Origin of the sequence: Aeromonas sp. 604443 (assembly GCF_049170315.1) — a bacterium.
Classification (GTDB): domain Bacteria; phylum Pseudomonadota; class Gammaproteobacteria; order Enterobacterales; family Aeromonadaceae; genus Aeromonas; species Aeromonas veronii_A.
Genome location: NZ_JAAKMI010000004.1, coordinates 182,098 through 201,799, shown reverse-complemented (window position 1 = coordinate 201,799; position 19,702 = coordinate 182,098). Strand labels below are relative to the sequence as shown.

The following is a 19,702-nucleotide window of genomic DNA, read 5'->3' as shown; positions in this document are numbered from 1 at the left end:
AGGGCTACACCATGAAATTGCAGCAATTGCGCTATATCGTCGAGGTGGCCAACCACAGGCTGAATTTGTCGGCCACCGCCGAGAGCCTCTTTACCTCCCAGCCCGGGATCAGCAAACAGGTGCGGATGCTGGAGGATGAGCTGGGGATCCAGATCTTCGAGCGTAGCGGCAAACACCTGACCCAGATCACCCCCATCGGTCGGGATGTGATCAAAGTGGCCGCGGAGGTGCTGGACAAGGTGGCCACCATCAAGGTGATGGCCAGGCAGCATGTGCATCCGGAGCAGGGAACCCTCACCATTGCCGCTACTCATCTGCAAGCCCGTTATATTCTGCCCGCCATCCTCAAGGGATTCATGGCCCGCTTCCCCAAAGTTGCCGTAACTGTGATGCAAGGGAGTGCGGCGCAGTGCCGCGCAGCCGTGCATGATGGCGCTGCCGATCTGCTGCTGGCGGATGAACCGGAGGAGGGGAGCGATCTGCTCATGCTCCCCTCTTTTCAGTGGCAACGGGGCTTGGTGCTACCCAAGGAGCATCCGTTGGCCAGAGCACCATCGCTGACCCCGGCTGAGCTGGTGGAGTTTGCATTGGTGACCGATGGAAGGGCTCTCTCCACAGCTCATGGCACTGATTGCGCTCATGCCGAGAGCCGGATCTCCTGCTGTGCGAGCGACAGCGATGTGCTCAAGACCTATGTCAGACAAGGAATGGGCATCGGGGTGATGGCAACTTTTGCTTGGGAGCCCCAGCGCGATGGCGATCTGGTGCTCAAGACGGCGCCCTGGCTACCAGGCGGTGTGGCCGCTATCGGGTTGCGCAGAGGGGCATTTTTATGCGGCTATCTCTACGATCTGATTGAACGTCTCGCGCCGCAATTGACACGCGAGCGGGTCGACCAATACTGTGCTGCCCGCACTGGCGAAGAGCTTGAAGCTCTGCTGGCCAATCTGACCGTGCCACTTAGATAGCCAGGGTTGATCTGTGGTCGATCCAAGAAAAACGCCTCCCAATGGGAGGCGTTTGACTATCTGGCATTCGTCAATGCAGGCTCACTTCTTCAGCATATGATCAAGCTTGTTGGCCTTGGTCGACAGATAGAACTCGTTGTGGGGATTGCGCCCTTCCTGCAACGGAACCCGTTCGGCCACCGGAATACCGAAGGATTCCATCGCTTTCATCTTGCGCGGGTTGTTGGTCATCAGTTTGAGAGACTTGACCTCAAGCTGCTTGAGCATATCGGCGCAGATGGTGTAGTCGCGCATATCGGCGGCGAAACCAAGGGCTACGTTGGCCTCCACGGTATCGGCCCCCTGATCCTGCAGGTGATAGGCGCGGATCTTGTTGAGCAAGCCGATGCCACGGCCCTCTTGACGCACATACAGCAACACGCCACGACCGGCTTTGGCGATATTCTCCATGGCCGCCTGCAACTGGAAACCGCAGTCACAACGCAGGCTGAACAGGGCGTCGCCGGTCAGGCACTCTGAGTGGATCCGGCCCAGCACGGGCTCTTCACCGGTTATGTCGCCCATCACCAGTGCTGCGTGATCCTTGCCTGTACCGGTTTCCTGAAAACCTACCAGCGTGAAGGTGCCCCAAGGGGTTGGCAATTTCGATTTCGCCACTAGGGTAACGCTGCTCATAGGTTGCTCCTTACTACTAACGGCTCAAAAAAGGGGGGCCAGTTTAGCGCGCCTTGTCAGGAACGACCATAAGAACAAGTCCCTGCATTGCTTAATGAAATCTCCAAATGAGATACAAGCACAGTCGCCTGCCGGGGTTTTGGCCCTTTGTGCGGATTGATGACTGCCAGGCTCACCACATTCGGGTATAATCGGCGCCCATTAACCCACCCCTTCGGGATGGGAGCAACACAGTGCAGGAGAGAAGTTATGCCTCAGATGGCCCCCGTAATGACAATTGATGGCCCCAGTGGTGCAGGTAAAGGCACCTTGTGTCAGCTGCTTGCTGAGAAGCTGGGTTGGCACTTGCTGGACTCGGGCGCCATCTATCGGGTGTTGTCCCTGGCCGCCCTGCATCACGATGTAGAGCTGGACAGTGAAGCCTCACTGGTGCCGCTGGCCGCCAATCTGGATGTGCAATTTCAGGTTGAGGGCGATCTGGTCAAGGTGATCCTGGAAGGGGAAGATGTCTCCCGCACCATCCGCACCGAAGAAGTGGGTAATGCTGCCAGTAAAATCGCCGCCTTCCCCCGTGTGCGCGAAGCCTTGCTGCGCCGTCAGCGTGCATTTCGTCAGGCCCCGGGTCTGATTGCCGATGGTCGTGACATGGGTACAGTTGTTTTCCCCGAGGCCGAGGTGAAGATTTTCCTCGACGCCAGTGCCGAAGAACGGGCCCAGCGTCGCTATAAGCAGTTGCAAGATAAGGGCTTTGATGTTAACTTTGAGCGTCTTTTAACCGAGATTCGGGAACGTGACGATCGCGACAGAAATCGCGCTACTGCACCCCTGAAACCGGCAGAAGATGCTCTGGTGGTAGACTCTACCGCCATGACCATAGATGAAGTGCTGGCAACAGTACTCGCCTATGCAGAGCAACAACTTGGTGATGCCAGCGCAAGCTGACATCCGGTCGTCTGCACCAAGGATGGCGCAGATTATTTAAAACAGCCCCGCTTGTGCAGGATTGCAAGTGGATGTTTCATTTGTGACATAAACAATGATCGAATCTTTTGCTCAACTCTTTGAAGAGTCCCTGAACGCCGTTGAAACCCGTCAAGGTTCCATCGTCAAGGGTACTGTCGTTGCTATCGAGAACGGTTTCGTACTGGTTGACGCCGGTCTGAAATCCGAGTCCGCTATCCCGGCTGAAGAATTCAAGAACGCCATGGGCGAGCTGGAAATCAACGTCGGCGACACCGTTGACGTGGCTCTGGACTCTATCGAAGATGGTTTCGGCGAAACCAAGCTGTCCCGCGAAAAAGCCAAGCGCCACGAAGCCTGGCTGCAGCTTGAGAAGGCTTACGAAGAGCAAGCTACCGTTATCGGTATCATCAACGGCAAGGTCAAGGGTGGTTTCACCGTTGAACTGAACGGCATCCGTGCCTTCCTGCCGGGTTCTCTGGTTGACGTGCGTCCGATCCGTGACACCGCTCACCTGGAAAACAAAGAACTCGAGTTCAAAGTCATCAAGCTGGACCAGAAGCGCAACAACGTTGTTGTTTCCCGTCGTGCCGTGATCGAGACCGAGAACACCTCCGAGCGCGAAAGCCTGCTGGCTAACCTGCAAGAAGGTCAAGAAGTTAAGGGTATCGTCAAGAACCTGACCGACTACGGTGCATTCGTAGATCTGGGCGGTGTTGACGGCCTGCTGCACATCACCGACATGGCGTGGAAGCGCGTTAAGCATCCTTCCGAAATCGTCAACGTTGGCGACGAGATCGCTGTCAAGGTTCTGAAGTTCGACCGCGAGCGTACCCGTGTATCCCTGGGTCTGAAGCAGCTGGGCGAAGATCCCTGGGTTGCTATCGCCAAGCGTTACCCGGAGACCACCCGTCTGTCTGGCCGCGTGACCAACCTGACCGACTACGGCTGCTTCGTTGAAATCGAAGAAGGCGTTGAAGGCCTGGTACACGTATCCGAGATGGATTGGACCAACAAGAACATCCACCCGTCCAAAGTTGTTAACGTTGGCGACGTGGTTGACGTGATGGTTCTGGACATCGACGAAGAGCGTCGTCGTATCTCCCTGGGTCTGAAGCAGTGCAAATCCAACCCGTGGCAGCTGTTTGCCGAAACTCACGCCAAAGGCGACCGTGTTTCCGGCAAGATCAAGTCCATCACTGACTTCGGTATCTTCATCGGTCTGGATGGCGGCATCGACGGCCTGGTTCACCTGTCTGACATCTCCTGGAACAACCAGGGCGAAGAAGCCGTGCGTGAATTCAAGAAAGGCGACGAGATCGAAGCCGTTGTTCTGCAAGTGGATCCGGAGCGTGAGCGCATCTCCCTGGGTGTCAAGCAGATCGAAGAAGACCCGTTCAACAAGTACCTGGCTGACAACAAGAAAGGTGCTATCGTGAAGGGTAAGGTTACCGAGGTTGATGCCAAAGGTGCCGTTATCGAACTGGCTGATGGCGTAGAAGGCTACCTGCGTGCCTCCGACGCTGCTCGTGACCGTGTAGAAGACGCCACTCTGGTGCTGTCTGTTGGTGACGAAGTTGAAGCTAAATTCATGGGCGTTGATCGTAAGAACCGCACCGTAAGCCTGTCTGTCCGTGCCAAGGACGAGGCTGATGAGCGTGTTGCTATCGATAACCTGAACCAGCAAGAAGAAGTTGTGTTCAGCAATGCTATGATGGAAGCGTTCAAAGCCGCCAAGGGTGAGTAATCCTTGATGCAAGAAAAGGGCGGCATTGCGCCGCCCTTTTTTATCCTGGCAAAATGAATATTGCATGTGATCGGGGAAGGAGATTTAACGTTATGACCAAATCAGATCTCATCGAACAACTGGCAGCCAGCCGCATGCATATGCCGGCCAAGGATGTCGAAGCCGCCATCAAGGAGATCCTTGAGCAGATGGCGTCGACCTTGCAAAACGGCGACCGGATTGAAATCCGCGGATTTGGCAGTTTTTCACTGCACTATCGTGCGCCCCGTGTGGGCCGCAACCCCAAGACTGGGGACAAGGTTGAACTGACCGGGAAATATGTCCCGCACTTCAAACCTGGTAAAGAGTTGCGCGAGCGCGTCAACATCATTGAATAATGCAGAAATGGGCATACCTCGGGTATGCCTTTTTTCTTTTTGGCACCGATTCCTGTGCCAATCATCTTGTTTCTTAAACTCTTTTCCCATTCACTCTAGAGTCTGCCTGCGATTTTAAGGATAATCAGCCTCTCATTAGATACTGACAGGGAGCTCTTATGAAGCGTATTTTGGCCCTCATTCCGCTGGTGTTGGTGTTTGTTCTGACCCTGGCGCTGGGCTCACAAAATGGCCAGCTGGTTCAGTTCAATTACCTGATCGCTCAGGGTGAGTTTTCGCTTGCCATGCTGTTGGGCTTCTTTTTCGCTGGCGGTTTTTTGCTGGGCTGGCTGGTATTCGGCCTGCTGTTCCTGCGCCTGAAAATGCAAAACCGCACTCTCAACCGTACCATGCGTCGTCAATCCCGCGAGTTGGAGCTGGCCCGGTCACCGGGTAAGGAATAATGTTCCTCAATGCTTGAACTGCTTTTCCTGCTGTTGCCCATCGCCGCCGGTTATGGCTGGTACATGGGTCGCAGGAGTGTTCGCCAGGACACCCAAAAACAGAGTAACCAGTTTTCCCGCCAGTATGTGGCGGGCCTCAACTATTTGCTGTCCGATGAATCCGACAAGGCGGTGGATCTCTTTATCCAGCTGCTTGAGGTGGACAGTGAAACCATCGAAACACACCTCTCCCTCGGCAACCTGTTTCGCCAGCGTGGGGAGGTAGATCGTGCCATCAAGATCCACCAGAACCTGGTAACCCGCCAGCTGACCCGGGAGCAGCGCCAGCTTGCTCTGCAGGAGCTTGCGCGCGACTTTTTGGCTGCTGGTCTGCTGGACCGGGCGGAAGCGCTCTGGAATGAGCTGTGTGATGACAGCGACTATGAAGAGACGGCGCTGGCACAGCTGTTGATCATCCATCAGCAGTTGCGGGACTGGGATAAGGCCATCGATGTGGCGGTTCGTCTGCAAAAATTCCAGGGCAAGAAGCTGGCCGACCCCATCTCCCATTTCTATTGCGAGCAAGCCGAGATCGCGCTGCGTGAGGGCAATAAAGGGGAGGGGCTAGCCAAGCTCAAACGGGCGCTCAGTATCAATCCGGCATGTGCCCGAGCCAGTTTGCGCCTCGCTGAGCTCGCCATGGCAGAGGGGGAGTATGAGCAGGCCAGCAAGGAGCTGCTGCGGGTGTTCGAGCAGGATATCGACTTTGCCTCCGAGGCAATGCCCAAATTGCTCGAGTGCTATCAGCAGTTGGGGCGCACGCCTGCGTTGATCCCGCTGCTTGAGAAGGCTGTGGAAGATCACGCCGGTGTCAGCGTGACCCTGGCCCTTGCCAAGCTGGTTGAAGAGCGTGATGGCCTGAGCCAGGCCCGTTCGCTGGTGTTGCGTCAGCTGCGTCGTCATCCGTCGATGAAAGGTTTTTACCAGCTGGTGGGTTTTCAGCTGGCCAGTGCGGAAGAGGGGCCTGCCAAGGAGAGCCTCGAACTGCTGCAACAGCTGGTCGGCGAGCAGATCAAAATCAAGTCAACCCACAAGTGTCGGCAGTGCGGCTTTGCCACTCACTCGCTGTTCTGGCAGTGCCCGTCTTGTCGCCAGTGGGGTTCCATCAAGCCGATCCGTGGTCTGGACGGTGAATAACAAGCAATAGGATGTGAGATGCAAGATCCCAAAGTACTGGTAGCGCTGGATTATCAGCACGAGGCAGATGCCTTAGCGTTCGTTGAACGTATCTCTCCGGCCCAGTGCCGTCTCAAGGTAGGCAAGGAGATGTTTACCCTGTTTGGCCCGCAATTTGTACGCCAGCTGGTGGCCAAGGGATTTGATGTCTTTCTGGATCTGAAGTTTCACGATATTCCCAATACCGTTGCCAAAGCCGTGGCAGCCAGTGCCGAGCTCGGTGTCTGGATGGTCAACGTGCATGCCAGTGGTGGTGAGCGGATGATGCGTGCCGCCAAAGAGGCGCTGCTGCCTTATGGCGACAAGGCGCCATTGTTGATCGGGGTGACCGTACTGACCAGCATGGAGCAGTCCGACATGATCCCTCTTGGTCTGGATGTGAGCCCTGCCGAGCAGGTGATCCGGCTGGCTACCTTGACCAAGACATCCGGCTTGGATGGAGTTGTCTGCTCTGCCAACGAGGCCCATGAGCTTAAAGCCTTGCTGGGCGAAGATTTCAAGCTGGTGACCCCGGGTATTCGCCCGACCGGTTCAGCGGCCGGGGATCAGCGCCGGGTGATGACACCGAAAGCGGCGGTCGAGGCGGGGTCCGATTATCTGGTTATCGGTCGCCCCATTACGCAGGCTGCCGATCCGGCCGCCATGCTGGCCAGCATCAATGCCGAGCTGGCTGGTGCGTAACAGGCTCACTCAGTGATACGCGGTGCAGGCCGAGCAACAGGCCTGCACCGGCCCCGATAAGATGAGAGCCGATGTGTACCCTGGCATTGATCAGGGTGGATATCGGGCTCTCTCCTGCGTTGTAGAAGTCCATCGCCAGCTTGAGTCCCATCCCTGCCAACAGTAGCCAGCCCGATGTGCGGCGTCCGTGGCGAATATCCTGCATTGCCCCCCAGACAAACAGGCCATGCAGCGAGCCGGATAGCCCCATGTACCATTGGGTCTGCGGGCACCACCACCAGATCCCCAAGCCCACTGCCAACCAGAGCAGCAACATCAGCAGCGGCAGGTGAGCCCCACCCAGATAGTCGCGAAACAGGCTATAGAGGATGGCGAGGCCGCCCAGATTGAGCAGCAGGTGCCACAGATTGGTATGAGCCAGATTGCCTGTTATGATCCGCCACCCTTCGCCCCCGGCGATCAAGGGCCGATCGAAGGAGAGCTGAAGATTGGGAACGGTAAAGAAGAGTAGCAAGCTGGTGAGAGAGAGCGTGATAACCCAGAGCAATCCAGATTTGTCTGACAACATGAAACAGTCCAACGACAAGAACAGTCGATACTGTACACGTTGCACCCGAGCCCTCAAAGCCTGCCTGTGCGATTATATTGTGCCGGTTGACAATCACACGCCCCTCTACATCTTGCAGCACCCCAACGAGGTGGCACATCCCAAGGGGACTGCCGCGCTGCTGGCGGCCTCTTTGCAACAGTGCGAGATCCATGTGGGGGAGGACTTTTCCCGCGATGAGTGGCTCAATGTGCTGCTGGCTGACCAATCCCGTCGTTATTATTTGCTCTGGCCGGATGAGGATGCCATTTCGCTGACCGATCTTCGCCAACAGTGGGAGAGTGAATCCTCTGGCTCCGCATCCGTCGCCTTTATCTTGCTTGACGGCACCTGGCGCAAAGCCTATCGCATGTTGCAGAGCAACCCGGCACTGGCCCGCTTGCCCCGCATCGGCATTGGTGCCATTGCCGGTCAATATGCCATTCGAAAGAAACCCTTTCCCGATGCCCTCTCTACCATAGAGGCGGGCTATCACCTCTTGTCCCGGTGGGAGGGGAGGCCGGAGCACTATGCGCCCTTGCTGACCCTGTTTAACCGGTTGAATACCCAGTGGCAGGACTTTGCCGAAGGCCGCCGCGCGTGACAATTCAAGGAGTTATCAAGATGAAAAAAGCAGTCGTGGTTTTCAGTGGCGGTCAGGACAGCACCACCTGTCTGGTACAGGCATTGGCCCGGTATGATGAAGTGCACGCCATCACCTTCGACTATGGCCAGCGCCATCGGGAAGAGATCGACACCGCGCGTCGTCTGGGCAGTGCTCTGGGGATCGCCGCCCACAAGGTGATGGATGTGACGCTGCTCAATGAGCTGGCGGTCTCTGCCCTGACCCGTGACGACATCTCGGTCAGCTGCGAGCTGCAGGATAATGGCCTACCCAACACCTTCGTGCCGGGTCGCAATATCCTGTTCCTGACCCTGGCTTCCATCTATGCCTATCAGGTGGGCGCCGAAGCGGTGATCACCGGTGTCTGCGAGACCGACTTCTCCGGCTATCCCGATTGCCGTGACGAGTTCGTCAAGGCCCTCAATCAGGCGGTGTCGCTGGGGCTGGATCGCGGCATCCGTTTTGAAACTCCCTTGATGTGGCTCGACAAGGCCGAAACCTGGGCACTGGCGGATCACTATGGTCACCTCGACACGGTGCGCCAGCAGACCCTGACCTGCTACAACGGCATTGCCGGTGACGGTTGCGGCACGTGTCCTGCGTGTGAACTGCGCAGTCGCGGTCTGAACAACTATCTGGCCGACAAGGCGGGCATCATGGCCAGACTGTTTGAGAAAACCGGGCTGGGCGAGAAAAGCGCAGAGTGAGCCTGCGTCTTGCCGTGGCTTGAGGTATAATCCGCGACTTTTGCAACAAGCCGTGATCGAGATGCACTACCCAATCAACGAGATTTTCCAGACCATCCAGGGGGAGGGCATCTTTACCGGCCTGCCCGCCATCTTTGTTCGCCTGCAGGGTTGCCCGGTGGGCTGCCCCTGGTGCGATACCCGTCATACCTGGGTTGTTGATCCGGCTCGTGAAGTGGGCAAGGCGGCGGTGCTGGATCGCTCCAACGAATCCGATTGCTGGAGCCAACTCAGCACCGCGCAGATTATCAAGAGCTTTGGCGATCTGGGTTATCAGGCGCGCCATGTGGTGATCACCGGTGGGGAACCCTGCCTCTACGATCTGCACGAACTCTCGTCAGCCCTGCTGGCGGCGGGTTATCAGGTGCAGATTGAAACCAGTGGCACCAGCGAGGTCAAGACTCATGAGCAGACCTGGGTGACAGTCTCCCCCAAGATCGGTATGAAAGGGGGGCTGCCTGTGCTGGTCTCGGCGCTGGAGCGGGCCAACGAAATCAAGCATCCGGTGGCCACCGAGCACCATATTGAAGAGCTGGATACGCTGCTCGCTACCGCTACTCTGCGCCCTGATGTGGTCATTGCCTTGCAGCCGATCAGCCAGAAGCCAAGGGCCACCCAATTGGCGATGGATACCTGTATCGCGCGTAACTGGCGACTCTCAATCCAGACTCATAAATATCTGGATATCGATTAATATGGATTGGCTATCTGACGAGCAGGTGCTGCTGACCCTGACCAACAAGATGCCTTACGGTAAATATCAGGGGCGGCGTATCATCGATATTCCCGAGCCCTATCTGGTGTGGATGGCGCGCAGCGGTTTTCCGGCGGGTAAATTGGGCCAGACGCTGGCGTTGGCTTACGAAATCAAACTCAATGGACTCGAATCCATGATTATTCCCATTATTAACAGGATGTCGGTATGAGAATATATACGAGGCAGGGCGACAAGGGCATGACCCGGCTGGCCGATGGTATCCCATTGCCAAAGGATCATTTGCGAGTCGAGACCTACGGTTATATCGATGAGCTCAACTCCCATATTGGCTTGCTGATTTGTGACGTGCCGTCGCAAGAGATCGGTTTATTGGCTGATTTACAGCTGTTGCAACAGGAGTTGTTTGATCTGGGGGGGGAGTTGGCATTCTCCAGCGACGCCCAGAATGAATCGATTTGGCAGGTTAATGCCGCCTGGACCAATCGCCTTGAACAGCAGATAGATCGTTATAGTGAGCCATTGCCACCGCTGCGCCAATTTATATTGCCCGGTGGTTCCCGTGCCGCGGCGCAAGCACATGTGGTGCGTACTCTGGTGCGTCATTGCGAGCGCTTGCTGCTGACATTGAGCCGGGAAGAGCGGGTCAATCCCGAGGTGCTGCCCTATCTGAACCGGATGAGTGACTGGTTCTTTACCGTTGCCCGCTATCTCATCTGCGTAGCAGGGGATCGTGAAGTGCTGTGGGTTAAGGCAGCAGATCGCCCGCAATCGGCTATCTGATATTTCACGTTTAAGCTGCAATAAAAAAACCTCGCCAAGGCGAGGTTTTTTTATTCGCAACGCAAAAGCTGTCAGATAGCAAAATCTTCCAGTGATTTGCCTGCTGCCACTGCGCTGGCAATGACCGAAGGCATACGGCCCTGGCCGGTCCAGGTTTTCTCTACGCCATTATCCTGATAGCGATATTTGGCCGGACGTGGCGCCCGCTTGGCTTTTTCTGATTTGCCGGGGTTGGTAGCGACAGCGCTTACCAATTCTGCCGGGTCAATACCGGCGGCTTTCAGCATTTCGCTATATTCGTTAATTTTCTGCAGATGCTCTTCACGGGCCTGACGCTCGGCAGCTTCATCCTGCTGACGTTCGGCAACGATAGTAGAGAGTTTTTCCAGTGCCTCTTCCAGTTGTTCCAGAGAAAGCTCGCGGCAGGTCGCACGCAGACTGCGGATATTAAGCAGTACCTTTAAAAATTCATTCATAGGAGTTACCACGTCGAGTCAGAGAAAAATAATATGTTCCAGCAGATTCTTGCTTGGCGATTTAAATAAGTCAAGCTGGGTTAAATATTATATCCGTGGGGAACATCAATACAGATATTTAATATGGCCAGCAATAGGCTTGGTGATTGGATGCCAATGAAACCGCAGCAGGTGAAAATAGCGTCAAAGCTGGCGTTGTTGCATCATTTGACTACCATTTTCCGACCTTGATCTGTTTATCATGACTATTTAATCAAAAAACTTGCTATAAGCCGCCATCTCGATAAAATGTGCGGCGAATACCTTTAAGTAGAGGCGCGCTGCCTATGAGTATTTGTGCGGAGGGTGATGCCTGTGATGCACAAGGAAAGGAGTCAGCGCCGAAGTGGCCAGGCCATCATACCGGGCTGCTGGTTCTGCATCTAATAGGTGCAGGACTGCCATAGTCATCCACTATGGAGCGCTACCTGAAGGGGCTGAGGAGTATGACCTCCCCATAGGTTTTGTTTCTTTAGATCCTCTCGGTAGATCTCCACCTGTAATCTTTAGGTGCAAAGAGATCATGGACATTAGTCATTTCGCCGACTCCGGTTGGTCCGTTCTTCCCCCCCTGTTGGCTGTCGCGCTGGCGATCATGACCCGCCGCGTGCTTCTGTCCCTTGGTGTGGGCATCGTCACCGGCAGTTTGCTGCTCAATCAGTTTTCACCCCTCGAATCCCTGCATTACATGTTGAATACCGTGCTCAAGATCTTCTGGGTCGATGGCGCGCTCAATCGTGACAACGTCAACATGATCCTGTTTATGCTGCTGCTGGGTGGCCTCATCAGCCTGATGAGCGTCTCCGGGGCGACCCGTGCCTTTGCCGAGTGGGCCGAGCGTCGTGCCAAGACCCGCAAGGGCGCCAAAGCGCTGACTGGCATGATGGTGTTTGCCTTCTTTATCGATGACTTCTTCCACAGCCTGTCGGTGGGGGCTATCTGCCGTCCGGTGACCGACCGCTTCCAGATCTCCCGTGCCAAATTGGCCTATCTGCTGGACTCCACCGCGGCGCCGGTCTGCGTGCTGATGCCCATCTCCTCCTGGGGGGCTTATATCATCGCCCTGGTTGGCGGCATCATGGCGGCCCACGGTCTGACCGAGCAGAGCCCCATCGCGGCGTTTGTCGAGATGATCCCGATGAACCTCTACGCCGTCTTCACCCTGATCATGGTGTTGGTGGTGATCGCCTGTCAGCTGGATATCGGCCCGATGCGTCAACACGAATCGTGGGCGCTGGAAGGCAAGCTGTGGGATGAGTCCAAGGGCCGCCCCATCGGTCTGGATATGGAGAGCCCGGAAGAGAGCAACGGCGGCATGATCGACATGGTACTGCCGATCCTGACCCTGACCGCCGCCACCATCTATTTCATGATTGATTCCGGTGCTGCGGTGCTGAGCGAGAAAGGGCTGCCGTTTAGCGTGCTCGGCTCGTTCGAAAACACCAACGTCGGCTCTTCGCTGGTCTACGGTGCCCTGTGCAGTCTGGTGGTCTCCATCGGTCTGGCGATGCGCCTGAAGCTGGGTGCCAAGAACTGGATCAAGGCCGCGCCGCAGGGCGTCATGGCCATGCTGCCAGCCATCAACATCCTGCTGTTTGCCTGGACCATAGGTGCCGTGGTGCGTGACGTTGAGACCGGCAAGTATCTGGCTTCGCTGGCTAACGGCAACCTGCCGATCGAAGTGCTGCCTGCTGTGGTCTTTATCCTCTCCTGTGCCATGGCGTTTGCCACCGGCACCAGCTGGGGTACCTTCGGCATCATGCTGCCGCTGGCCGGTGACATGGCCGCCGCCAGCGACATCAGCCTGATGCTGCCGATGCTGGCGGCGGTACTGGCTGGCTCGGTGTTCGGGGATCACAGCTCACCCATCTCCAGCACCAGTATCCTCTCTGCTACCGGTGCCGGTTGCCATCACATCGATCACGTGATGACCCAGCTGCCCTATGCACTGGCCATTGCCTTCGGTGCGGCCATCGGTTACCTGGCGATGGGCTTGATGCACTCCAGCCTGGCCGGTTTCAGTGTCAGTGCCCTCTGGTTCGTGCTCTTTACCGGCTATCACCTGAAAAAGGCCAAAGCGCGGCCAGTGCTGGCCACCGCGTAACATTTATAGAGCAAGGGGCCCGCGGGCCCCTTGGTTTTGTCAGGGGCTTTGGTTAGCATGCGCCCCATAAATTCAGTTTCGGAACAGTATCATGGCTTCACTGCACTACAAATTTGCCACCATGAATTCAGGCAAATCCACCCAGCTCATTCAGGCGCACTTCAACTATCTGGAGCGGGGCATGCATCCTCTGGCGATGACGCCAGCCATCGATGACCGTTTCGGGGTCGGGGTGATCAGTGCCCGAGTAGGCCTTGAACTGAAGGTGGACGTGTTCAGCGACAGCTGTGATCTGTTTGAAATGGTGAAAGCGCGCCATGCGAAGAAACATATCGATGTTTTCATCGTGGACGAGGCCCAGTTCCTGACCCGTGAGCAGGTCTACCAGCTGGCCCGCATCGTCGATGAGCAGGATATTCCGGTGATGGCCTATGGCCTCAAGACCGATTTTCGCGGCGAGCTGTTCCCGGGCTCCTACCATCTGCTCTGTCTGGCCGACAAGTTTGAAGAGCTGAAGAGCATCTGTTGGTGTGGCAACAAGGCTCACATGAACTCCCGGGTCAATGAAGCGGGGCAGGTGATGCGTGATGGCGAACAGGTGGAGATCGGTGGCAACGATCGCTATGTGTCGCTCTGTCGCAAACACTATCTCGAAGGTCGGGCTTACAAGTAATTCGGCTGCGATATTTGAATCGTTGAGCAGGGCGCCAATCTGGCGCCCTTTTTATTTTCCCCAACTTCTATCGCTGTGGTTCAGTCGATCTCGATATCCACCGGCGCAATGATGGGGTCGGCCACCGGCAGGCGTTGAAACAGCTGGCGAAAATGGTGCTGTACCCGACCGATATCCACTAGCGACATGCCGGAGGCAAAACCGAACCAGACATAGAGGCCGGTGAGATCGCGAAACATCGGCGGCAAATAGCGGGGTGCGGCAATCAGCCCCTCCAGATAGTGCTGATAGAGCACCGGAATGTCATCCAGTGTCACCTTGCCGACAAACAGCATCGGCAGGATTTCGGGCACCCCTTCCAGTACGGCGCTGCGGATGAAGTTGACCGTCTCCACATAGCCACGCACGTAAGAGAGATCCTTGGTAAAGCAGGCTCCGCCGCCCACCATGCCGCCACGAAAGACCCGCTGGGTGATCTTGTAGGCGTCGTGCTCGCTGGTGCCCTGCTGTACGAAGTGCTGAAACACCTCGATAAAATCGGCGCCGCGCTCGGCCATGTCGATGGCCATCACCCGATCGGAGATACGCTTGGCCCGATCCGGAAAGGAGCTGAAGGTGAGGGTCTCTATCAGGACAGCCAGCCCCTCCTGACAGGCGGTGATCCGCGGTGAACCGGCGCTCAGCCAGGTGGCATAAGGCTGCTGGCGACCGTTGAGGGTGGTGCCGACATGGACCCACCCCTCGTGTACCTCCAGCACTTGCAAGTCCAGCTCGGAAAAACGGGCGTGGGAGTTGAGCTTGATGTAGTCGCCACCGGCAGCGGCATCGGAGACGATGCCATCGCTCAGCTTCACCTGCACAGTGCCGTCACTGAAGTAGCTCGACAGCTTGCCCTGCAGTTTGGCGACCGCGGCTTCTCCTTCGAACTCCTTGGGGTAGGGGCGCACCAGATGGCGCGCGCCGGGCAGGGAGAATATATCGCACAGGCGGGCGCCCAGCTCCTTGAGGGTCTTGCGATCCCCACGCAGGTGATCGCTGGCAGAGCCATAAAGCAGCTGGCTGTAACGCTGAAAATCGGGTTGGCCGCGCTGGCGCAGCATCTCGATCACCACCATGTACTGATCGACCGTCTCTTGCAGGATCCGGCCAAGATCGTCCTGTAGCCCCAACTTTCTGCGGATCCTGTCCCGCAGCTCCTTGAGCTCCAGATACTTGTTGCGCGGATCGAAGCCGAGGGGGAGGGCATCATAGAAGTGCCTGTCGATAGCGGGCAGCTCCCTGCCACCGCTTGCCAGAAAGCGATCCTGCAGATGGCGTGGCCATTTGATGGCATCCAGAATGCGGATGGGTTTTTGCAGGGTGAGCAGCTCATCCGAGAGTGATTTCAGATGAAGGCGATACTTTTCTTGGATAGTCATGGGGCCCCCTGTGGGGCAAGCGTCATCGTGGATTTGGCTGAGTATATGCATAGCGCTTGCCAAAAAGAAGCGAGCCACAGGGTTATCGGGTTGGCGTGCTTTTTGTTGATAGCAAATTGGTTTAGACTGCGCCCCTTGATCCCAATCTTGTCGTGGAAATGATGAATATCCCCAGCTCCGAAATGATAATGCGTTGGTTGCAACAGGCTCGTATCGAGCACTATGTCTGCGACCAGTGTCACGGTATCCACATTGTCTCTTTGCAGTCGGTCGATGGTATTCAGGAGAGCCGGATCTTCGTGGAAGAGGAAGGCCTGCTGTTCTCCTCCGAGCTGGAAGTGCGCCCCTCCGCAATGCTGCCGCTGGTTGCCGAACTGGGCCGACTCAATATGCAGTACCCCTCCCTCAAGGTGTTCCTCGATATCATCGATGACAACCTGCCGCGGCTGGTGGTCGGCCACACCGTCTTTACCAAGGCCGGACTCAGCGTCGAGCAGTTCCTGCTGTTCGTGCAAAGCACCATCGCCGCAACCCACGAACTGGTTGCCGAATGCGAACGTTCCGGCTTCCTCAACCTGCCGGAAATCCAGGTCGCACCGGAATCTGTGCATTAAGTGTTCGAACGGTTCGTCATGTGAAAAAAGCCATTGACGCGGGCGGGGCTTTCCCCTAAATTACGCCCCGTTCCAGCGCAACAGCGCAGTGAGCACCGTGTTGGCTGAACACGTTAAACCCACAGACAAAAATTTGGTGAGGTGTCCGAGTGGCTGAAGGAGCACGCCTGGAAAGTGTGTATACGGCAACGTATCGAGGGTTCGAATCCCTCCCTCACCGCCACATTGCAAAGCCCTGATGGAAACATCAGGGCTTTTGTTTTATGGCGCAATCCCGAGTGGTTGCCAGCATAGGAATGCAAATCTTCGTTCTTGATAGCGCATCTGGCTGAACCGCTTGGGCAATCGCAGTGAAAAGCCTCGGTGACTTTGACGCCACGGCCAATCCATTGGTCGATCCTTTTAAAGTTTCCACCCGATTCAGTACAAGGGCCTCTCGCAAGAGAGGCCCTTTTCATTGCTCGCTGATTTGCCCTGCTCGGTACTTAAAAGGCATTCCGTGGTGATACGGGTTAATGCTCCACAGTCAGCGGATCTGGGGGCAGGTTCAGATGCTTGGTGATGGCTTGATAGATCTGGGGGTAGTTATCGTCAAAATGATGTCCTCCCGGCAGGGTGATGCTGGTGACGTTGGGTTGGTTGAGACGGGGGCAGAGGCGGTCGTCGTCATCGTCATCGGCGCCTTGCAGGCAGAGCATCGGCAGATCGCGGATGGTCTTCACCTGCGGCTCGGTTGGGTAGCTACGTGTCTTGTGGGTCAGCATATCGCTGACGTGGATCTCGAAATCCGAGCTGGTGGAGGGGGAGAGCATCACGGCCCCGACCAGCCCCTGACGATAGTGCTCCGGCAACCGGTTGATGACGAAGGGGACAATCTCGGCACCAAACGAGAAGCCTACCAGCAGCCAGCGGGGGCGCTGCCAGCGCGCCTGATAATCATCGAGGATCCGCTCCAGATCGGCGGTCACCTGCTCCGGGGTTTTCTTCTTCCAGTAGTAGGTGAGGGAGCTCCAGCCCACCACCGGCATGCCGTGCAGCTGAAACTGGGCGCTCAACCCCTTGTCGAGGGCCGCCCAGCCGCCATCGCCGCTGAGAAAGAGCACCATGGGGGCGTCGGATGGCTGCTTGACCGGCAGCTCAATCAGGCTCAGGTCATCCTTGACCGGGGCGGCGTGCGCCGCAAAAGATGAAACGGGCAGTACGAGACTGAGTAACAGCAATATCAAGGCTCTCATTGGCTATGCTCCTATTTCTTGATCAGCCCCAGCGGGCCGCGGCTAATCAGGGTGATCAGGTGAGTCAGGGTTCTGGGCAGTACCAGCTTGCTGCTGCAGAGCAGGTAGCGGGGTTCCCAGCGGGGCGAAAATTTCTCCTTGTAGCGTCTGAGCCCCTGAAAGTTGTAAAAACGGCTGCCACGCACAAACAGGGTATTGCCAAGGCGGGCCCAGTAGCTGTTGAGCGGGTGATCGTTGAAGCCGGACATGGGGGCCATCCCCAGATTGAAGCTGGCGTACCCTTGCGCCTTGCCCCACAGCAGCAGTTCGACAAAGAGAAAATCCATGATGGGGGCGGTGCCGGTATCCAGGCTGTAGCGCATCAGATCGATGGAGAGCATCTCCTTGTTATCGCTCACCCAGAGGTTGGCAAAGCCGACGTTCTGCCCCTCGTGCCACACCAGCGCAGCCGGGCTCAAGGTCAGGTAGTCAGGCTCGAAACGGCCGACCGAGAAACCCTTCTCCTTGCCCATTTTGCTCTGCAGCCAGGTATCGGAGACGGTCTGCAACCTAGGCAGCAGGGGGGCCACGGCGCTTGCCTCGACCACCTCGAAGGTCAACCCTTCCCGTTTGCCCTTGGCGTGGCTCTGGCGCAGGTTGCGCAGCCGGCTGCCAGCCAGATCGAAGGTGGCCAGATCGACCATCGCCTCTTCACCGAGCTTGAAGGGGATCAGCCCCAGCTCCAGATAGAGCGGAAGATAGCGGGCCGAGACCTGATAAAAGACCGGATTGGCGTCGTGCTCGTCGCATCGCTCGCGAAATTGCCAGAGCAGCTCTTCGATCTGCTCGGGGCGACCGACGGGATCCCCCATCACAATCCAGCTGTTGCCCTCGATGCCATACATCAGGAAGGCGTCGCCGGCGGGGTGGAATAGCAGGGACTTGTCCTGCAGCTGGGCCAGATAACCGTGGATCCCCCCTTCGCGAACCACCAGCTCGTGAGCGCGCGCCAGCGTCTCCTTGTCCGGTTTTTCACCGACCACGCGCAGCGGCGCAAGCAGCTGGGCAGCCCCGGCCACGGCCAGCACTGCCACCACGCTCCCCATGGCGCGCAGGCCGCGGGCAGCCCCGCCGTGGGGCGAGAAGTGGAACCAGAGGGCGTGGTCATACTCCACCTGACGATAGGAGAAGAGCAGCAGCCACAGTGCTCCCAGCAGCACGGCGCCGACCGAGATGAGCCAGCCCGGGGTGTACTGGGGATAGAGCAGCGACCCCTTGCGATAGAAAAGAGAGCGGCAGGGAGTCATGATGAGCAGGAAGCTGCCGAGCAGCAGGGCGGACTCCCAGTCCCCCCCCTTGAGCAGGGAGAAGGTGATCCCCAGAGCCAGCAGCAGCTGGGTGATGCGAAACGCGGCGTCGTGACGGCGGTAGAGACTGCGCGCCAGCAGGATCAGGAGGACACCGCTTACGCTGCCGAGCACGTGGGAGAGCTCGAGCAGGTGGAGCGGCAACACCTGCAGCCACACTTCGATGTGGCTGCGCATGGTCGGGATCATCCCCGAGCAGAGCAGCAGGCTGCCGGCGGCGAAGGTGCCCATGCTGATAAGGGCGGGAAGAAATTCGCGCACTGCGCTCATCAGCCCCTGTAGCCGCTGCCAGCGCGCTTTTTGTTGCAGCATCTCCTGACTGGTAAAGAGCAGCAGGGCACAGAGAAAGGGAAGCAGATAATAGATGCAGCGGTAGAGCAGCAGCGAGGCGAGCAGCTTGTCGGTTGGCAGGTAGTGAGCCAGCAGCAGGCTCATGCTCGCTTCGAACACCCCGATCCCGCCCGGCACGTGGGCCAGTACCCCGAGGAAGCTGGCCAGCACGAAGGCACTGAGCAGCACAGGGTAGGGGACGCTATCGGCAGGCAACAGCACAAACAGCACTGCTGCGGCGGCCATCCAGTCGGCCAGCGCGGCCAACAGTTGCAACAGACGTATCCGAAAGCCCGGCAGGGTCAGGGTGTGTATTCGCCAGGAGAGACGTGGGGCGGGCCAGCAGAGGTAGCAGGCCACCAACAGCAGCGCCATGACGCCCGCTAGCCTGAGCAGGGTATCTGCCCATTGCGGCCAGTCAGGCAGCAACTGTGATACATCGCAGGTCAGTAGGGCGCCACCCCCCCACGCCAACAGGCCGAGGAAAAAGGTGATGGAGCAGAACAGCACCACGCGGGCCACTTCTCCGGTGGCGAGCCCCAGTGCAGAGTAGAGGCGATAGCGTACCGAGGTGCCGGTCAGCAGGGCAAATCCCAGGGTGTTGGAGAAGGTGTAGGCGATAAAGGAGGTGATGCTGACCTGTTGCCAGGGAAGGCGTTTGCCCAGCGCATGGAGCGCCAGCATGTCATAGCTGCAGAGGCAACCATAACTGAGCAGGGTCAGCAACAGGGCGCCCGCCAGTCTCTGCAGGGGTTGGGACCAGATGGCCACACGAATATCGTGCCAGTGCCATGCCTGAGTCAGGTGATACAGCACGGTCAGTGCGGTGCCGAGCAGCAGCAAGCTGCACAAGGGGCCGAGCCATTTAAGCAGATGACGCCACATGCCATGTTCCTGTGGTCATTGACCGTTTCCCGCAAAGGGAGCCGGGTCGTGGATCCGGTTT

The 19,702-nt window shown here is 57.4% G+C and carries 21 protein-coding genes, 1 tRNA gene and 1 riboswitch; of the genes, 16 read left to right on the top strand and 6 right to left on the bottom strand.

Annotated elements, in window-relative coordinates:
• The first annotated feature begins 11 nt into the window (after window positions 1-11).
• Window positions 12-968, top strand: coding sequence for a LysR substrate-binding domain-containing protein (locus tag G5380_RS08520; protein WP_201938060.1), 957 nt, complete (start codon window positions 12-14; stop codon window positions 966-968).
• Window positions 969-1,049: 81 nt separating this feature from the next.
• Here the strand turns inward: G5380_RS08520 and ribA are convergent, their stop codons facing one another.
• Entirely contained in the window at window positions 1,050-1,643 is a 594-nt protein-coding gene (gene ribA / locus G5380_RS08515; protein ID WP_005337152.1) for a GTP cyclohydrolase II, read from the bottom strand.
• 249 nt (window positions 1,644-1,892) lie between these two features.
• Between ribA and cmk the strand changes: the two genes are divergently transcribed.
• From cmk to pyrF, 6 genes are all read left to right on the top strand, one after another.
• Window positions 1,893-2,585 (top strand): (d)CMP kinase, encoded by a 693-nt coding sequence (gene cmk / locus G5380_RS08510; RefSeq protein WP_019444698.1) that lies wholly within the window; start codon window positions 1,893-1,895, stop codon window positions 2,583-2,585.
• Between the two features lie 94 nt (window positions 2,586-2,679).
• Window positions 2,680-4,350 carry a 30S ribosomal protein S1 gene (gene rpsA, locus G5380_RS08505; RefSeq protein WP_005337148.1) on the top strand — a complete coding sequence of 557 codons (1,671 nt, stop codon included), beginning with the start codon at window positions 2,680-2,682 and terminating at the stop codon, window positions 4,348-4,350.
• 92 nt (window positions 4,351-4,442) lie between these two features.
• The gene (gene ihfB / locus G5380_RS08500; RefSeq protein ID WP_005299934.1) at window positions 4,443-4,727 is read left to right on the top strand and encodes an integration host factor subunit beta; all 285 of its coding nucleotides are present in this window, start codon (window positions 4,443-4,445) and stop codon (window positions 4,725-4,727) included.
• 158 nt (window positions 4,728-4,885) lie between these two features.
• Window positions 4,886-5,170 (top strand): LapA family protein, encoded by a 285-nt coding sequence (locus G5380_RS08495; protein WP_005337143.1) that lies wholly within the window; start codon window positions 4,886-4,888, stop codon window positions 5,168-5,170.
• Between the two features lie 9 nt (window positions 5,171-5,179).
• Window positions 5,180-6,346 (top strand): lipopolysaccharide assembly protein LapB, encoded by a 1,167-nt coding sequence (gene lapB / locus G5380_RS08490; RefSeq protein ID WP_005346478.1) that lies wholly within the window; start codon window positions 5,180-5,182, stop codon window positions 6,344-6,346.
• 18 nt (window positions 6,347-6,364) lie between these two features.
• Complete coding sequence (gene pyrF, locus G5380_RS08485; protein WP_042083286.1) at window positions 6,365-7,066, top strand: orotidine-5'-phosphate decarboxylase; 702 nt, start codon at window positions 6,365-6,367, stop codon at window positions 7,064-7,066.
• On the opposite strand, the gene rrtA is transcribed toward pyrF, so the two are convergent.
• The gene (rrtA, locus tag G5380_RS08480) at window positions 7,041-7,634 is read right to left on the bottom strand and encodes a rhombosortase (RefSeq protein WP_270657478.1); all 594 of its coding nucleotides are present in this window, start codon (window positions 7,632-7,634) and stop codon (window positions 7,041-7,043) included. The two genes, pyrF and rrtA, sit on opposite strands and share 26 nt — an antisense overlap.
• On the opposite strand from rrtA, the gene G5380_RS08475 reads away from it, so the two are divergent.
• From G5380_RS08475 to G5380_RS08455, 5 genes are all read left to right on the top strand, one after another.
• Window positions 7,633-8,256: a tRNA-uridine aminocarboxypropyltransferase gene (locus tag G5380_RS08475; protein ID WP_421206541.1), complete on the top strand. Its 624-nt coding sequence runs from the start codon at window positions 7,633-7,635 to the stop codon at window positions 8,254-8,256. The two genes, rrtA and G5380_RS08475, sit on opposite strands and share 2 nt — an antisense overlap.
• 20 nt (window positions 8,257-8,276) lie before the next feature.
• Window positions 8,277-8,984: a 7-cyano-7-deazaguanine synthase QueC gene (gene queC, locus G5380_RS08470; protein ID WP_421209164.1), complete on the top strand. Its 708-nt coding sequence runs from the start codon at window positions 8,277-8,279 to the stop codon at window positions 8,982-8,984.
• Between the two features lie 61 nt (window positions 8,985-9,045).
• On the top strand, window positions 9,046-9,717 hold the full coding sequence (gene queE / locus G5380_RS08465) for a 7-carboxy-7-deazaguanine synthase QueE (RefSeq protein WP_216953392.1): 672 nt from the start codon (window positions 9,046-9,048) through the stop codon (window positions 9,715-9,717).
• Window position 9,718: 1 nt separating this feature from the next.
• Window positions 9,719-9,949, top strand: coding sequence for a DUF3820 family protein (locus G5380_RS08460; RefSeq protein ID WP_005337126.1), 231 nt, complete (start codon window positions 9,719-9,721; stop codon window positions 9,947-9,949).
• Complete coding sequence (locus G5380_RS08455; protein ID WP_216953393.1) at window positions 9,946-10,521, top strand: cob(I)yrinic acid a,c-diamide adenosyltransferase; 576 nt, start codon at window positions 9,946-9,948, stop codon at window positions 10,519-10,521. The genes G5380_RS08460 and G5380_RS08455 overlap by 4 nt, the downstream gene beginning before the upstream one ends.
• A gap of 71 nt (window positions 10,522-10,592) precedes the next feature.
• On the opposite strand, the gene G5380_RS08450 is transcribed toward G5380_RS08455, so the two are convergent.
• A complete protein-coding gene (locus tag G5380_RS08450) occupies window positions 10,593-10,997 on the bottom strand; it encodes an H-NS family nucleoid-associated regulatory protein (protein WP_421352642.1) in 405 nt (134 codons plus the stop codon).
• Window positions 10,998-11,299: 302 nt separating this feature from the next.
• Window positions 11,300-11,471: riboswitch (Lysine riboswitch) on the top strand.
• An 88-nt stretch (window positions 11,472-11,559) separates the two neighbouring features.
• Between G5380_RS08450 and G5380_RS08445 the strand changes: the two genes are divergently transcribed.
• Window positions 11,560-13,140, top strand: a complete 1,581-nt coding sequence (locus G5380_RS08445) for a Na+/H+ antiporter NhaC family protein (protein ID WP_216953394.1) — start codon at window positions 11,560-11,562, stop codon at window positions 13,138-13,140.
• Between the two features lie 91 nt (window positions 13,141-13,231).
• Window positions 13,232-13,813 carry a thymidine kinase gene (locus G5380_RS08440; RefSeq protein ID WP_005351181.1) on the top strand — a complete coding sequence of 194 codons (582 nt, stop codon included), beginning with the start codon at window positions 13,232-13,234 and terminating at the stop codon, window positions 13,811-13,813.
• Window positions 13,814-13,893: 80 nt separating this feature from the next.
• Here G5380_RS08440 and G5380_RS08435 read toward each other — a convergent pair whose 3' ends face one another.
• The gene (locus G5380_RS08435) at window positions 13,894-15,231 is read right to left on the bottom strand and encodes a flavohemoglobin expression-modulating QEGLA motif protein (RefSeq protein WP_157160961.1); all 1,338 of its coding nucleotides are present in this window, start codon (window positions 15,229-15,231) and stop codon (window positions 13,894-13,896) included.
• A gap of 158 nt (window positions 15,232-15,389) precedes the next feature.
• Here G5380_RS08435 and G5380_RS08430 point away from each other — a divergent pair, with 158 nt between their 5' ends.
• Both G5380_RS08430 and G5380_RS08425 read left to right on the top strand, forming a co-directional pair.
• Window positions 15,390-15,845 (top strand): YbjN domain-containing protein, encoded by a 456-nt coding sequence (locus G5380_RS08430; protein WP_005337119.1) that lies wholly within the window; start codon window positions 15,390-15,392, stop codon window positions 15,843-15,845.
• A gap of 135 nt (window positions 15,846-15,980) precedes the next feature.
• Window positions 15,981-16,068: transfer RNA gene (locus tag G5380_RS08425), tRNA-Ser, on the top strand.
• Window positions 16,069-16,357: 289 nt separating this feature from the next.
• On the opposite strand, the gene G5380_RS08420 is transcribed toward G5380_RS08425, so the two are convergent.
• Window positions 16,358-17,080, bottom strand: coding sequence for an AcvB/VirJ family lysyl-phosphatidylglycerol hydrolase (locus tag G5380_RS08420; protein ID WP_421352641.1), 723 nt, complete (start codon window positions 17,078-17,080; stop codon window positions 16,358-16,360).
• Between the two features lie 11 nt (window positions 17,081-17,091).
• A complete protein-coding gene (gene mprF, locus G5380_RS08415; RefSeq protein ID WP_421352640.1) occupies window positions 17,092-19,641 on the bottom strand; it encodes a bifunctional lysylphosphatidylglycerol flippase/synthetase MprF in 2,550 nt (849 codons plus the stop codon).
• Window positions 19,642-19,702: the final 61 nt, after the last annotated feature.